General features: G+C 41.0%; 16 protein-coding genes. 4 read left to right on the top strand and 12 right to left on the bottom strand.

All coding sequences use genetic code 11. From position 1 onward, the window contains the following. Positions 1-148: 148 nt before the first annotated feature. The 3 genes from AKG39_RS16055 to AKG39_RS16045 are packed head-to-tail and all read left to right on the top strand — an operon-like array spanning position 149 to position 2,012. Positions 149-475: a PadR family transcriptional regulator gene (locus tag AKG39_RS16055; RefSeq protein ID WP_050741427.1), complete on the top strand. Its 327-nt coding sequence runs from the start codon at positions 149-151 to the stop codon at positions 473-475. Next, a complete protein-coding gene (locus AKG39_RS16050) occupies positions 468-1,061 on the top strand; it encodes a DUF1700 domain-containing protein (RefSeq protein ID WP_050741426.1) in 594 nt (197 codons plus the stop codon). Before AKG39_RS16055 ends, AKG39_RS16050 begins: the two co-directional genes overlap by 8 nt. Further along, a complete protein-coding gene (locus AKG39_RS16045) occupies positions 1,062-2,012 on the top strand; it encodes a DUF4097 family beta strand repeat-containing protein (protein ID WP_050741425.1) in 951 nt (316 codons plus the stop codon). Between the two features lie 225 nt (positions 2,013-2,237). Here the strand turns inward: AKG39_RS16045 and AKG39_RS16040 are convergent, their stop codons facing one another. The 7 genes from AKG39_RS16040 to AKG39_RS16010 all read right to left on the bottom strand — a co-directional run bounded on the left by AKG39_RS16040 (position 2,238) and on the right by AKG39_RS16010 (position 6,923). Next, positions 2,238-3,452, bottom strand: a complete 1,215-nt coding sequence (locus tag AKG39_RS16040) for an iron-sulfur cluster carrier protein MrpORP (RefSeq protein WP_050741424.1) — start codon at positions 3,450-3,452, stop codon at positions 2,238-2,240. A gap of 71 nt (positions 3,453-3,523) precedes the next feature. Beyond that, complete coding sequence (locus tag AKG39_RS16035) at positions 3,524-4,015, bottom strand: flavin reductase family protein (protein WP_050741423.1); 492 nt, start codon at positions 4,013-4,015, stop codon at positions 3,524-3,526. A gap of 135 nt (positions 4,016-4,150) precedes the next feature. Beyond that, the gene (locus tag AKG39_RS16030; RefSeq protein WP_050741422.1) at positions 4,151-5,020 is read right to left on the bottom strand and encodes an ATP-binding protein; all 870 of its coding nucleotides are present in this window, start codon (positions 5,018-5,020) and stop codon (positions 4,151-4,153) included. After that, entirely contained in the window at positions 4,998-5,855 is an 858-nt protein-coding gene (locus tag AKG39_RS16025) for a nucleotide-binding protein (RefSeq protein ID WP_050741421.1), read from the bottom strand. The genes AKG39_RS16030 and AKG39_RS16025 overlap by 23 nt, the downstream gene beginning before the upstream one ends. Then, a complete protein-coding gene (locus tag AKG39_RS16020) occupies positions 5,852-6,154 on the bottom strand; it encodes a BMC domain-containing protein (RefSeq protein WP_050741420.1) in 303 nt (100 codons plus the stop codon). Before AKG39_RS16020 ends, AKG39_RS16025 begins: the two co-directional genes overlap by 4 nt. Before the next feature lie 3 nt (positions 6,155-6,157). Further along, complete coding sequence (locus AKG39_RS16015; RefSeq protein ID WP_050741419.1) at positions 6,158-6,526, bottom strand: NifB/NifX family molybdenum-iron cluster-binding protein; 369 nt, start codon at positions 6,524-6,526, stop codon at positions 6,158-6,160. Positions 6,527-6,536: 10 nt separating this feature from the next. Beyond that, positions 6,537-6,923, bottom strand: a complete 387-nt coding sequence (locus AKG39_RS16010) for a DUF134 domain-containing protein (RefSeq protein ID WP_050741418.1) — start codon at positions 6,921-6,923, stop codon at positions 6,537-6,539. A 236-nt stretch (positions 6,924-7,159) separates the two neighbouring features. Here AKG39_RS16010 and AKG39_RS16005 point away from each other — a divergent pair, with 236 nt between their 5' ends. Further along, positions 7,160-7,534: a hypothetical protein gene (locus AKG39_RS16005; RefSeq protein WP_050741417.1), complete on the top strand. Its 375-nt coding sequence runs from the start codon at positions 7,160-7,162 to the stop codon at positions 7,532-7,534. A gap of 126 nt (positions 7,535-7,660) precedes the next feature. Here the strand turns inward: AKG39_RS16005 and AKG39_RS16000 are convergent, their stop codons facing one another. From AKG39_RS16000 to AKG39_RS15980, 5 genes are all read right to left on the bottom strand, one after another. Then, positions 7,661-8,716 (bottom strand): PocR ligand-binding domain-containing protein, encoded by a 1,056-nt coding sequence (locus tag AKG39_RS16000; RefSeq protein WP_050741416.1) that lies wholly within the window; start codon positions 8,714-8,716, stop codon positions 7,661-7,663. A 220-nt stretch (positions 8,717-8,936) separates the two neighbouring features. Further along, positions 8,937-10,703, bottom strand: a complete 1,767-nt coding sequence (locus tag AKG39_RS15995; RefSeq protein ID WP_083439616.1) for a cobaltochelatase CobT-related protein — start codon at positions 10,701-10,703, stop codon at positions 8,937-8,939. 32 nt (positions 10,704-10,735) lie between these two features. After that, positions 10,736-11,659 (bottom strand): AAA family ATPase, encoded by a 924-nt coding sequence (locus tag AKG39_RS15990; protein WP_050741415.1) that lies wholly within the window; start codon positions 11,657-11,659, stop codon positions 10,736-10,738. Positions 11,660-11,980: 321 nt separating this feature from the next. After that, the gene (locus AKG39_RS15985; protein ID WP_050741414.1) at positions 11,981-12,919 is read right to left on the bottom strand and encodes a transketolase family protein; all 939 of its coding nucleotides are present in this window, start codon (positions 12,917-12,919) and stop codon (positions 11,981-11,983) included. Positions 12,920-12,921: 2 nt separating this feature from the next. Further along, positions 12,922-13,731 (bottom strand): transketolase, encoded by an 810-nt coding sequence (locus AKG39_RS15980; protein ID WP_050741413.1) that lies wholly within the window; start codon positions 13,729-13,731, stop codon positions 12,922-12,924. Between the last annotated feature and the right edge of the window lie 75 nt (positions 13,732-13,806).

Genomic DNA, 13,806 nt, shown 5'->3' with positions numbered 1-13,806 from the left:
TTATCATTGACTAGTCAACCTTATTATAAGTTTTTATTGTTGAGTTGTCAACTATATATTCTTGATTAATATTTATGTTTTCAGCTAAAAAGTTATTGACAGATTTATACTATGTGTAATATAGTATGCTGTGAAAGGAGGTATCACCATGGACATACAGCTTAAAAAAGGACTGCTGGAAACATGCGTTTTAACCATTCTTAATCGTGGTGATTCCTACGGTTATCAGATCATCAAGGATGTCAGCCCCTATATCGAAATTTCCGAATCAACACTTTACCCTATATTAAAGCGATTAGAATCAAATGATTGCCTTACTGTAACTTCCGCCGAACACAACGGCCGGCTCCGAAAGTACTATAAAATCACCCCAACAGGCCAGGAAAAAATACATGATTTTCTGGACAACTGGAAGGAAGTAATGACTGTGTATAATTTTATAACCGAGGAAATGAGGTCTTTTAATAATGAATAAAACAAAATTCTTACAATGTCTTGGGGAGAAGCTTACGGCACTTCCCGAAAACGAAATCGAAAAAACCCAGGGCTTTTATTTGGAAATGATTGATGACCGTATTGAAGACGGCATGACTGAAGATGACGCAGTGGCCGCCATTGGAAATATTGATACTATTGTGAATGACTTATTGCTGGATCTGCCCCTGGCTACCCTGATGAAAGCCAAAATAAAACCAAAAAGCGGACTGAAAACATGGGAAATTGTATTGCTTGTGCTCGGCTTTCCGCTCTGGTTTCCGCTGCTCGGTGCATTTTTCGCGGTTATCCTCGCAGTGTATGCGTCGGTATGGGCTGTTATCATCTCCCTTTATGCCGCTGTGGCGTCCCTTGTGCTCGGCGGCATCGCCGGTACCTTCAGTATTTTCTTTGCCCAAAGCTTGGCATCCGGTCTGTTTATGTTGGGATGCGGTTTATTTTTTGCAGGGGTCGGGATCCTGGCATTTTTCGGAGTAACGAAACTATCGATCTGGCTTGTAAAGTTTACCGGATTATTCCTGCGCTGGGTTAAATCATTGTTTATTAAAAAGGAAGTGGTGCAATAAATGAATTCCATAACTAAAAAATTACTGATCGTTGCTGGTGCCCTCATCATTCTGGGGACGGCTTTGGGGATTACCGCCACTACCATGGTCGGTTTTAATTGGGCGTCGCTGGGTACCCGGCAGCAGCCTTATGAAGAAAAGAGCTATACCTACGATCTGGCCGGCATTACAGATTTATCAGTCAGCGATGTAAGCGCTGATGTGATTTTTGTGAGCTCAAATGAGGATGCGATCAAAATCGACTGCTATGAAAATGAAAAAGAATATTACGACATTAACGTGTCTGCAAATGGCCAGCTGCGGGTAAACTATTCTTCTCACAAACGCTGGTTTGAATTCATCGGCATTAATTTTCATTCCCCAGAAAGAACGCTCACCGTTTCAGTTCCGTCTAAATTCACCGGTGCAGTCAATGCATCTACGGTTAGTGGCGATATAACCATGTCAAAGCTGGGCCTTTCAGAGGCGTTGGCCGTCAGCACTACCAGCGGTGAAATAAGCCTTAACGACATCGTCGCAGCCGGGAAATCTTCGGCCGCATCTGTCAGCGGTGATATAGAACTTAAAGCAATCAAAATCAATGGTGATTTAAAACTTAGCACCACCAGCGGGAGTTCCAAAGTTTCCTCTGCTCAAATTGCGGGCGACCTATCTTTAAACTCAATCAGCGGTGATGACGATCTCGAGAAAACAACTGTCGAAAATAATGTTTCCCTGGAAAGCACCAGCGGCAAGGTTGTATTCAATGATCTCATCGGTAATGACATTTCCATATCCACCATCAGCGGTGATGTTTCAGGTAATATTATCGGAGATCCTAACACCTATTCAATTAAGGCAAATACTGTCAGTGGAGACATCAATCTGCCGCCCTCTGCAAACGGCACTAAACTCCTGGATATCTCAACCACAAGCGGTGATATTGATATTACAATCAATGCCGGCGTATAAACTGCCAACTCAAGCCAGGATCAATTCTGGCTTTTTTCATCCAAAAAATAAATACAACGATCAAACCAATTAAGGTTTGATCGTTGTACTTACAGGGTGCCACACACCGTCTTCGCAGAAGACAGTGTGGAAGCATTACATAAGGTGCATGCTTATTTAAGCTATTCTTTTTCGCGGCCGATTGATATGACCTAAAGAATTCCTTTTTTTATAAAAGGATATTTCTTATTCGCCGCACTCATCACTATGCTGATGTTCGTGACAGACAGAACCTGTGGATATCAATTCTCCCATTAAATAAAGTTTAGCAAGATCTTCTGCTTTTCCAGTAGCACCGGTAATGACTTCAATGTTTTTTTCATTGAAAATATCAACGGCTCCGCCGCCCATACCACCGGAAATAATAACATTAACGCCTTGTTCATCTAAAAAGACAGGTAAAAATCCTGGTTTATGGCCTGGGTTTGGTACCGCTTCAATTTTAATGATTTTACCGTCAACTGTATCATACATCATAAAACTTTCACAATGGCCAAAATGGCCGGAAACCAACCCATTATCGCTTGCTACTGCTATTTTCATTTTATCTTCTCCATTCGTTTCTGAATTTTTTGGTTCGTTTTCTAAAACATTTGCTACATTATCCAGCCAATTACCATCAAACAGTTCAATCATTCCCTTATCACAGGCTGCGGCAATTTTAGGATCGATTGGCATTCTGGCCAAAACCTCAAGCTGATGTTCCTTGGCGATTTCTTCAATATGACTTTCCCCAAAGAGTTTATGTTCCTTGTCACAATCCAGACATTTAAAATAAGACATGTTTTCAACAAGTCCGATAATGGGAATTTTCATCATTTCAGCCATCTTAACTGCCTTGGTTACGATCATCGAAACCAGTTCCTGGGGTGATGTCACAATAATAATGCCGTCAACCGGTAAAGACTGGAACACCGTCAGGGGAACATCCCCGGTGCCCGGTGGCATGTCAACAAACATATAGTCAATATCTTTCCAGATTACTTCGGTCCAAAATTGTTTGACTGTTCCCGCAATCACAGGACCTCTCCAAACAACGGGGTCGGTTTCATTTTCCAATAGAAAGTTGATGGACATGATCTCAATTCCGGTTTTGCTTGCAACTGGATACAATCCCAACTCACTGCCAGCGGCTTTTTCATTGAGTCCAAAAGCTTTTGGAATTGAAGGCCCGGTAATATCAGCATCAAGAATCGCGGTACGATACCCTCTTCTGTTCATTTCTACGGCAAGCATTGAGGTTACAAGGGATTTTCCAACCCCGCCTTTGCCACTCATAATACCAATAACTTTTTTCACACTGCTTAATTCATTTAACTTTTCAGAAAAATCAATTGGTTCTTTTCTTTCTTCGCAATCGTCACTGCAACTGCTGCAGCTTTCAGTACAATTTTCGCTCATCAACATTTCTCCTCTTTGGCTAGTTTTTTTTGTGAATCATTATATATAAAATATTTTAATATTAAAATATTTTAAAGAAATTTAATCTGTGAAAAATCAATTGTCCCATCGGCATTGACAAGTTTAGAATCACCACTCACATGTTCAATCTTACCAATAAACATTTCATGTGAACCAGTTACGATGGAATCAACGATTGTACATTCAATATTTACCGGACAATCTGTTAAAATAGGGGCATTGACTATTTTTGCATCCTCAAGTTTAACATTCATAATCTCCAGTTTATCTTCATCTCGTTTACTATGACTGCCTAAATAATTAAAGGTTTCTTTGTAATTTTCATCAACAAGATTAACGACAAAACACCCGGACTCTTTTATCATATGGTATGAATAACGGGAAGGCACAATACCTACCATAACCATGGGCGGATCATAACTGCAATTGCCACAATATCCAACTGCCAGAACGTTGTTTTCTCCATTCAGACCACGACACGATACCAGCACCTTTGGTACCGGGTTCAAACACGACTTCATATTTGCTTTAACTTTATCCATTAACAAACTCCTTTGTAACCTAATAACATAGCACATAATCTACGATATTACGATTTTTTTTAATAATTAATGATTTCTACATACCTTCGTTGTCTTGCTCATTATTCCATGACAGAAATCTTATTGTTCTTATCACTAAATTTGATGCAGGAAAACATCCATTGTTTTATTAAATACCTGTCGCACCCCAGCACCTGCTTCACAATAAATATCCACAATGGTTTGCCCATTATTAATGGCTTTAAGTGCATTTTCATCATAAGGAATACTCCCGGTAAAGGGTAAATCCATTTTTTTACAAAACGCTATGATCTTTTGGGTATTTTCGATATTCGTATCGTATTTATTAATGCAAACTGCAATCCGCGTATGAAATATTTGAGCGGTTTTAATGATCCGCTCCATATCGCTGATCCCTGAAATCGATGGTTCTGCAACAATTAATACCATATCCACACCGCTTAATGAAGCAATAACCGGACAACCAATGCCGGGAGAGCCATCGATAATTGCAATCTCGGCATTTTCACTTGCGAATTTCATTTGTTTTTTAACCTCAGTAACAAGCATTCCGGATGTTCCACTTCCCATTTTAAGCTGTGCTGTTGAAAACACGGCGTCACCCTGATAAAGGATAAGTTCTCCTGCTACGTTCGCTTTTAAAGTTATGGCACTTGCCGGACAAAATGCTTCACAAACCCCACACCCTTCACAGGCATAAGAATCCACCTGATAAGTGTCGTCTTTCAACACAACCGCATCAAATCTACAATTGAATTTACAAAGGCCACATTTAATACACACTGCCTGATCGATTTCAGCCTTAGGCATTCCCATAAAATCTGTACGCTTTGGATCTGACCCATGCTTGAGCACCAAGTGCAGATTAGGTGCATCGACATCACAATCCGCATATGCTTTGGCTTCAGATAATTTAATGAATGCGCTGGCTACGGTTGTTTTTCCGGTGCCGCCCTTTCCGCTAAGAATGAGTAATTGCTTCATGGGAAACCTCCTTTGTGACTGTTTGAAGAAGAGCTGAAAATAAGGCATGATATTTCGGTGATACTCTTGATGCAATTTCAGCATTTGAGTTAATCTTGCCTAATTCTTTGTCATAAGGGATTTCATCCAGTACTTTAATTCCGTTTTCCAAACAGAATTTCTTGATTAAATTTTCACCTTCTAAACACTTATTGATCACAACACCATAAGGTTTGTTGAAAATTTTCACCAATTCATAAACCATTTGTAGGTTATGCAACCCAAATAATGTGGGTTCTGCAACTAAGATACAATAATCCGCATCACGAATGCTTTCCATAACAATGCATGCACTGCCAGGTGGACAATCGACAAAGATCATTTCTTGTTCATCTGAAATTTCAGAAAACAGTTTTTTGATAATCGGTATTCCTGAAACTTCTCCGGTATTTAAAATCCCGGAAAAAACTTTAACTTCTTCGGAAATTCCCTTTTGTATTTCTCCAATAACCTTATCCTTTTCGGTCAAGGCTTTATTAGGACACAGCATTATACAACCCCCGCAGGAGTGACAAATTTCATCAAAAACAATTAATTTGCCAATGATGGAAGCGAGAGCATTGAATTTACAAAAATCAACACAGATCCGACAACCGTTGCAAAGATCCTCATCAACAATGGGAATCTTGATGGTTACCTTTTCGTTTTCCACCCCGCTTGGTTTGAAAAATAAATGTCCGTTGGGTTCTTCAACATCACAATCGACATAAACGGAATGCCCGGCGACTGCTGCCAAATTTACGGATACTAACGTCTTTCCAGTGCCACCTTTTCCGCTCAGTACTGCTAGTTTCACTTTTTATTCAACCTGCTTTCTATGACCGCCAGGGATGCCTCAACCGATGTCACATCACCAAATATTCCAAGACAGGTTATGTGTTGGGGACACACACCGGATATTTCACTGACAACAACATCTGAAGTCTTTTCAGCAATGTCACTGGCTACCAGCATACTGACTATATCCCCCTGACATAAACCTACCGCAGTGAATTCGTTTTGAAGAATGCGATCGGTGATCGTTCGATCTGATATTTTTCGGGCAATTATTTCTAAAGTTCCTCGGGATACTCCATTAATTAACTCGATTTTCATCAGTTACTGACCTCCAATGCCATGAAATCCGGCATGAAATTTATCAAGTGCACCTAGTTTGCCATCATTGTAAGCACTGACATTCTCCTGAACAGATCCTACTGTACTTTTGAAAATTTGAACCTTCGCTGCTTTAAAAACATCGGCTGCATTTTCGCCGCAACGCGGTGTAATTAATACATCTGTTTGATTATCAACAACAATTTGAGCTGCCTTAATGCCTGCTCCACCGGGACTGGTTGCCGCATCGTTAATAATAAATTCGCCCTTTTGGGCGACTGTATCATAAATATAAAAATAGGGTGCACGTCCAAAAGACATACAAACGTCGGATTCCAGGGAATTTTCATCTGTTGGTATAGTTATTTTCATTGTTTTCTCCTCATTCTATATTTTTTTGTTTTTTAGATTGTTCAAGGGCTTCCTTGATTCTCTTTTTACGACATCTGCCACAACCGTATACCTGTTGTCCTTCTTCGCATAATTTATAATTTCCGCCTTCAATTTTTAAGATAATCCCATTGACTAATGCATTCGCCAATTTTTTTCTGGCATCATTATAAATACGTTGAACCGTTGTTCTAGCTACCTTCATGCTTTCAGCACACTCTTCCTGGAGCATTCCCTCCAGATCAATGAGCCGAATCGTTTCATATTCTTCCACCGACATCATGATAATGTCAGCATCCATATTTTTTGCATTAAGCGGACCAAATAAATTAGTTTCAGGCAGACAACAAACTTTTTTTCGTTTAACAGGTCTTGGCATATGTATTACTCCTTTTTATGATTGACATATGTCTTTATTTAGTTATTATTATACCTCTTTAAAAACATATGTCAATTACTATTTATAATAAATAAACCCAAAAAATTGTTTTTACGCTGGAAAAGTCGCCATGAAAATGATATGATGTAGACATTATTTGCACTGCTTTTTATGATTATTACCCCAAACTCAATTTTATATCTTACAAAAATTTAAAGACAATGAGGAGATTTTATATGAAAACATGTTTTAGTTGTGGCATCAGTCTCGAAGACGATGATGTTTATGAAGTAAAAGGAAAATCCTTTTGTGATGATTGCGCCATGGGACAACATAAGGTGACCCAAACCTGTGATCCAGGGGCTGTTCATAGTGCCCGGCTGGACCGAAAAAATTCTGGTCTCACCGGAATTGAAGGTTTAACCGACCAGCAAAAAAATCTTTATCTATTTATGAAAGAGCACAATGGCGTTACGATGGAGCAATGTGTTGAAAAATTAAGCTTAACACCTGAAGAAATCAGTACCAATATGTCCGTTTTAAGGCATCTTGAATTGAGTAAAGGCCAAAAGCGGGAAGATGGTGTCTATTTCGTAATTTGGGAAGCATAAAAATACAAATCTGGCTTATTTTCATGCAAAAAAGACCGTCCCCATGACGGTCTTTTTTTGTGCGCCGTCATGAAGACAACAGTAAAGTGTTATCTGCAGTCTGAAACCATTCTATGGGGACGGTTTTTAATAAATACTGTTCTTAAGGTTTGCAATCTCAGCTCTTAGTTTATTTGATATATCATTTAGGGTACTTAATTTTTCGCTGATATCCGTCATGGCCTCTTGATGTTCGCCAATGATTTTGTAGGATTTTGAAGCCTGGGATTCCACACTGTTCATACTCACAACAATGCTGTCAAGTATGGTTTCAATCTTTTTAGCCGAATCCACACTCATCACTGCCAGTTTTCTGACTTCATCGGCAACTACGTTGAAGCCTCTTCCGAATTCTCCGGCACGGGTTGCTTCAATGGCAGCATTTAATCCCAAAAGATTGGTTTGAGTGGCAACATCACGGATGAATTTTAAGATTTTATCCGTTTCCTTGACTTTATTTTTTGAAATCGTCGACGATTCTAAAAGTTCATCGGATATTTTAATCAGTGACTCAATCTGTTTTGAAAAAGTATTGACCACTTCACTGACAAAACCGATGTTTTCAAACATACTTTCTGATATTGTCTGGAATTTCTGGGTTTCATCCACTAACAGCCTGTTGTGATGTCCCATTTTTGAAATGGAGTTAGCAAAGATATAAAGCATATTTGCAGCTGCATTGATCTGAGCTCTGGGAACAATGGTTATTTTTCTCAGGGCTTTGATATATTCGTCTTCGTCAACACCAATTTCTCGGGCAATCTTTCTAAAGTGATCTTCATTCGGTGGCGCGTCCAGAACCTGGCCTCCTAAAATTGCACCGATTTCAACACCATCTACGATGATTGGTGCTGCAAAATCGACTAATCCTGCATGACATGAATAAACCGCTGGTTTTCCTGTGCTTGCGGCTTTCTTACCACCGTTGATATCACAGCTGATACAGCGTTTATTTCCTTCTGTGGAACCTCTTGTGAATTTCATGCAAAAATCCGTAAAATTACTTGGCTCTGTGACGGATCCTTTTTTGTTATCGACAGATATGCTTGCCATTCCCGTTGCTGCAGAAAAGCTGTCCTGAAATTGCTGCAATACGTTTAAATCAATAAGGTCGTCTACTGAATACTCGGTTTTTCTCTCCAATTTCTCAATTCCTCCGTAAAAAATAGCCCCTAGGACTATTTATATTTTCATCGCTCGGATTACGTAAAAAATTAAATCCAAGAACTATCTTCTAAGTATATCATCATTATGGAATTTTACCATCAAAACTCACAAATAATTATAATCGTTTTCAGCGCTTTCAAAAAAATATTCATTACATAATTTAAGCATTGTTTTTCAACAAAAACAATGCTTAAATTTAATTCAATATGATCTGTTTCAGATATTTAATAACCATCTCTGAAAAGCGACTTATGTCTTTAATATAGGCAAAATCTTTCCCGTAAATCAATTGTTCCGCCATCAAATCCTGTTCTTTCCCGGTAAATACCCCAAGTACCAAAATGCCCTGCTGTCTTGCGGTGCGAACCTCTCTGGCCGTGTCTTCAATGGCCACGCGGCCCCGGTAGGCGGCGTGAAGATCCTTCACCTGGCCTTTTCCCACCTTGATGTCATTGGGTCGGCCATCGCTTAGCACAATCAAAATCTTGTTGTCTTCCCGGCGCTTAAGCAAATCCTGGCAGGTGGCTTTAATGGCCAGTCCGTCACGGTTGTTCCCGGAACAGAAATATTCAAAAATATTGTCATTGGCAGACAGGGGCGACTGATAATCCCGAAAGCGTTTAATGACCGTATAATCAAGAAAGCTGGAAAAACCCAGCACCCGGTTGGGAATGCCCACCAGTGTCAGCGCCTGGGCTAAAATATAAGCCTGAATGGCCACTTTTGACTGATTTCTTCGCTGGGAGCCGCTGGAATCCATAAGGATGTCCACGACGAAACTGCCCTTGTCATTGTCAATGGTTTTGACAAAAACCTTGTTATTACTGCTGCGATTAACCCGCCAAAGCTTGTTGGCAACAATTTTTCCGGCATCCGAGGGAATGCGGTCGGCAATTTCCTCCTGAACCAGGGTCCGCGCCATGCTGTCCTTTAGCTTGTTAATGTTCCGTTTAAACACCTTGTAATTGGCTCGGAACGCATCGATGTTTTTTGTCTGATGGCGCTTAACGTATTTTTCCTGAAATTCATTTTTAGATTCGCTGCGGATCACCCCATCGGTCATATGAATCCGACAGCTGCCGTGAGCACCCTGGCAGACCCGATTCTGGAGTTGTTTAACCTCATTAAGGGGCAAAAATGAGTTGCCGTAATAGTAAGCAACTTTTTCATATATTTTTTCTAAATCCTCTTCCTGAACTCTGAGGATTTGTTGACTGGTCTCATTCTTATTGTAAGCGGTATCCCCCTGGGCATCGCCTAAAAGGGCGCTGGCAATGTCCTCGATGGAGGCTTCAATATCAGACTCTTCAGGATCCTCAAACATCTCTTCCAGCATAAAGTCGCTGAAATCCCCACGATTGGCATTTTTATCCCCGCGGACTGCATCCCCTTCGCTTCCGTCTGCCTGGGCAAAGAGCGGAAAGTACTTCATATAGATATCCTCGATACCGCGCAGCATTTCAATGGTATCCTCACTTTTCTGAAGGCCCAGCAGGTCATTTAAGAGTTTTCTTGTTTCCACGTCCACCAGTGGGCTTTTGCCTATTTTCTCCAGAATCATGGCATGTCTGGTCTTTTCTAAGAGGTTATCGGTGTGCAGCTTGTAATAATTACTGAGAATATCATCATAGGCTTTTTTTCGGATATCATATACTCCGGGACGTTCAGCAATGATTTTTTCTTCAACAATCAGATCACTGGCCATCGCGATAAGTCCCAATAGAATATTTTTATCGAACCCTACCCGATGACGGCTGATAACATACTTTTTTACACTGGTCCAGGTAATGAACTTGCGTCGACCGCCGGCGGTGACGGCATGATAGAGGGCAACATTTTCAGAAATAAAGCTTTTTTCACCGCTGTCCATATTTTCATCATAGTCCCCGGAAATTGTCCACATGAGATTGGTGATGCGATTATCAAATTCATAATTTTCATAGATCCATTTGGTATCCTTCAAAAATTACACCTCCCTTCATTTGATTTTAAAATTTAAAGGTCGCTAAAGACATCCGAAGCTTCCCAGCTTTCGCGAATACGGGTTTTGATGACATCCAAAACGATTTCCTTTTCATACTGATCAAAGGTTTTGCCCACCACACCCATGTCCACTGCCAGCATCGGTTTTAATCCCCGACGAATGGTTTTGAGGCTACCGATCAGTCCCCGCAGATCCACGGATTTGGTAGAAATTTCCGAATTTTTAGATTTTTCCTGAAGATCCAGAAAGATTCCGGCAAACTGAGGCAGAATGTCATCTTTGGCATCAGGGAAGTTTTCTCTAAGAATCAGCATCAGGGTTTCTTCCTCAATCTGCGGAATATCGATGGTCATAAACCGCGAAACCAGGGCTTCGTTGAGTTCCTTGGTGCCAGCATACTCGTAGTTCATGGTACCGATAAACCGGGTGGCCTCATGGAGTTTTATTTTTTCATAGCCCGGCACATCGATTACCTTCCGATAATCCAGGGCAGAATGAAGCACCACCAGGGCATCATTTTTTGCCATGTTGATTTCATCAAACACGCCGAAGCCGCCGTTAACAGCACACTCGTACACTGAACCCCGACGCAACCGGACTTCATTATCAATGAAAGTATCGGTTCCAATCAGGCTTGAACTGTCAGTGTTCACGTGAAAGGAGGTATTCCACTGAGGACGATTGAATAATTGACAAATATTATCCCCTAAAACGTTTTTCCCAGTGGCTTTTGGACCGGACAGCAAAATGTTTTCACCTTCTAAAATAGCAGTGATGCACATCGCCCATATATCTTTTCCGTAAAAAATGGTTTCGGTATTTGGTACACGATCCTGAAGATGGTCTTCAAGCTTGTAAAATTTGATAAAGTGTTTCACATCATCGAGAAGTTTTTCTGCGATGCCTTGTTTTAATAATTCCTGATATAATTCCATGGTTGTTCCCTTTCTGGCATGGTCTTGCTTATTTTTTATGATAGACTTTTATTTAGAATGAATTGAATATACCATTAATTGTTTAAAAATGACACCGGAAATTCAAAATAACAAAAATTTATCCTTAATTACTTTTAATAACAAAAGCCAGCGTCATTGTGACTCCGGCTCAGACTGTAGACAAATAGAAAAGTAAGTCCTGGGGACAATCGTAACATCAGTTGTCGGCATCATGGCGAACAGGCGTAGCCTGTTCGATCATGCAGCCGACAACGATTTACCATTGTCCCCAGGACGGGTTTGCCAATTTATTTGCATGTATTATTTACGGCCGATGGCTTTCTTGGCTGCAATCACAATATCTTTTGCGGTTAAGCCGTATTTTTCCATCAGTGGGGCAACCTTGCCGGATTGTCCGAATAGGTCTTTGACACCTACCCGTTCCAGTGGCACCGGTGTACCATCACAGAGTACTTCGGCAACGGCACCGCCGAGACCACCGATAATGCTGTGTTCTTCTGCGGTAACAATGGCGCCGGTGTTAATAGCAGCATCTTCAATTGCGTTCACATCAATGGGTTTAATGGATCCCATATTTAAAACTCGGGCTGAAATGCCCTCATCTTTTAATAAGTCGGCGGCTTCCAATGCTGCGCCGACCATCAGGCCGGTAGCAATAATGGTCACGTCACTGCCGGTTTTCAGCAAACCCGCTTTCCCGACTTCAAATTGATAGTCTTTGTCAAAAATAATGGGCACGTCACTGCGGCCTAAACGGATATAAACCGGTCCGTCAATTTCCATAGCGGCGTCCATCATTTTTTCTGTTTCAATGGCATCGGCCGGGCATAAAATGGTCATGTTCGGGATCACGCGCATTAAGGTAATATCTTCAATGGACTGGTGGGAACCACCGTCTTCGCCCACGGAAATACCCGAGTGGGTCAGTGCGATTTTAACATTGAGTTTTGGATAACAGATGCTGTTTCGAATAATTTCATAAGCGCGCCCGGCACCAAAAATAGCAAAGGTACTGGCAAACGGAATTTTACCTGCCGTTGCCAAACCGGCAGCCATTCCCATTAGGTTGGCTTCGGCAATTCCCACATTAAAGTGGCGTTCCGGGAAAGCCTTTTTAAAAATATTTGTTTTGGTTGCACCGGATAAATCCGCGTCCAAAACCACAAGGTTTTCATTTTTCTTGCCTAAGGTTACTAAATATTCACCGTAAGCTTGTCGTGTTGATTTTTTATCTGCCATGATTATGCCTCCAATTCTGCTAATGCTATTTCGACTTCTTCAGCATTTGGCCCTTTTCCATGCCATCCGGCATTGTTTTCCATAAATGATACACATTTACCCTTAACCGTGGTACAGACAATGACGGTTGGTTTGTCTTCTGATTTTTTTGCAGCTTCCACGGCCGTTCTTAATTCGTCAAAATCATGACCATTTTCAACCATGATCACATTCCAATTAAAGGCTGCGAATTTTGCATCGATGGGATGTGGGTTCATTACCTCACACACCGCACCATCAATCTGCAAATTATTATTATCCACAAAGGCAATCAGCTTATTGAGTTTGTAATGCCCTGCTGCCATTGCGGCTTCCCAGACAAGACCCTCTTGCAATTCGCCATCACCAAGCAGTACAAAGATGTTATGATCTTTATTATCTATTTTTCCACCCAGAGCCATTCCCGCCGCTGCTGAAATTCCCTGACCCAGGGAACCGGTTGACATATCGATTCCTGGAACTTTGTTCATGTCCGGATGTCCCTGTAACATTGAACCAAGCTGACGCAGGTTTTTCAACTCTTCTTTTGGAAAAAAGCCTTTGGCAGCCAAGGTTGCATAGAGCAGCGGCGCAGCGTGACCCTTCGATAATACTAAGCGATCCCGATCATCTTTCCTTGGATTTTCGGGGTCCACATTCATCTGTTCGAAATAAAGCAGCGTCAGAATTTCCACGGATGATAAGCAACCACCCGGATGTCCCGAAGCAGCTTTTCCAATCATTTTAATAATATCCTTACGGATACCTCGAGCGGTTTCTTTTAAAAATGCCATGTGTTTCTCCTTTTATTTATCTAATTGTTATAGGCAATTGCGAAACTACCGTGCGCTTCGCTGCCAGTTTCGCAC

It is taken from the genome of Acetobacterium bakii (assembly GCF_001263355.1).
Classification (GTDB): domain Bacteria; phylum Bacillota; class Clostridia; order Eubacteriales; family Eubacteriaceae; genus Acetobacterium; species Acetobacterium bakii.
Note: the sequence above shows the minus strand (reverse complement) of the source record. Positions and strands in the feature narration are given on the sequence as shown.

Bases quoted from the DNA above. Each gene is read 5' to 3' on its own strand.
- AKG39_RS16045 (WP_050741425.1), top strand. From the start codon at position 1,062: ATGAATTCCATAACTAAAAAATTACTGATCGTTGCTGGTGCCCTCATC.
- AKG39_RS16005 (WP_050741417.1), top strand. From the start codon at position 7,160: ATGAAAACATGTTTTAGTTGTGGCATCAGTCTCGAAGACGATGATGTT.
- AKG39_RS15980 (WP_050741413.1), bottom strand. From the start codon at position 13,731: ATGGCATTTTTAAAAGAAACCGCTCGAGGTATCCGTAAGGATATTATT.
- AKG39_RS16050 (WP_050741426.1), top strand. From the start codon at position 468: ATGAATAAAACAAAATTCTTACAATGTCTTGGGGAGAAGCTTACGGCA.
- AKG39_RS16055 (WP_050741427.1), top strand. From the start codon at position 149: ATGGACATACAGCTTAAAAAAGGACTGCTGGAAACATGCGTTTTAACC.
- AKG39_RS15990 (WP_050741415.1), bottom strand. From the start codon at position 11,659: ATGGAATTATATCAGGAATTATTAAAACAAGGCATCGCAGAAAAACTT.
- AKG39_RS15985 (WP_050741414.1), bottom strand. From the start codon at position 12,919: ATGGCAGATAAAAAATCAACACGACAAGCTTACGGTGAATATTTAGTA.
- AKG39_RS16015 (WP_050741419.1), bottom strand. From the start codon at position 6,526: ATGAAAATAACTATACCAACAGATGAAAATTCCCTGGAATCCGACGTT.
- AKG39_RS16040 (WP_050741424.1), bottom strand. From the start codon at position 3,452: ATGAGCGAAAATTGTACTGAAAGCTGCAGCAGTTGCAGTGACGATTGC.
- AKG39_RS16020 (WP_050741420.1), bottom strand. From the start codon at position 6,154: ATGAAAATCGAGTTAATTAATGGAGTATCCCGAGGAACTTTAGAAATA.
- AKG39_RS16030 (WP_050741422.1), bottom strand. From the start codon at position 5,020: ATGAAGCAATTACTCATTCTTAGCGGAAAGGGCGGCACCGGAAAAACA.
- AKG39_RS16010 (WP_050741418.1), bottom strand. From the start codon at position 6,923: ATGCCAAGACCTGTTAAACGAAAAAAAGTTTGTTGTCTGCCTGAAACT.
- AKG39_RS16035 (WP_050741423.1), bottom strand. From the start codon at position 4,015: ATGGATAAAGTTAAAGCAAATATGAAGTCGTGTTTGAACCCGGTACCA.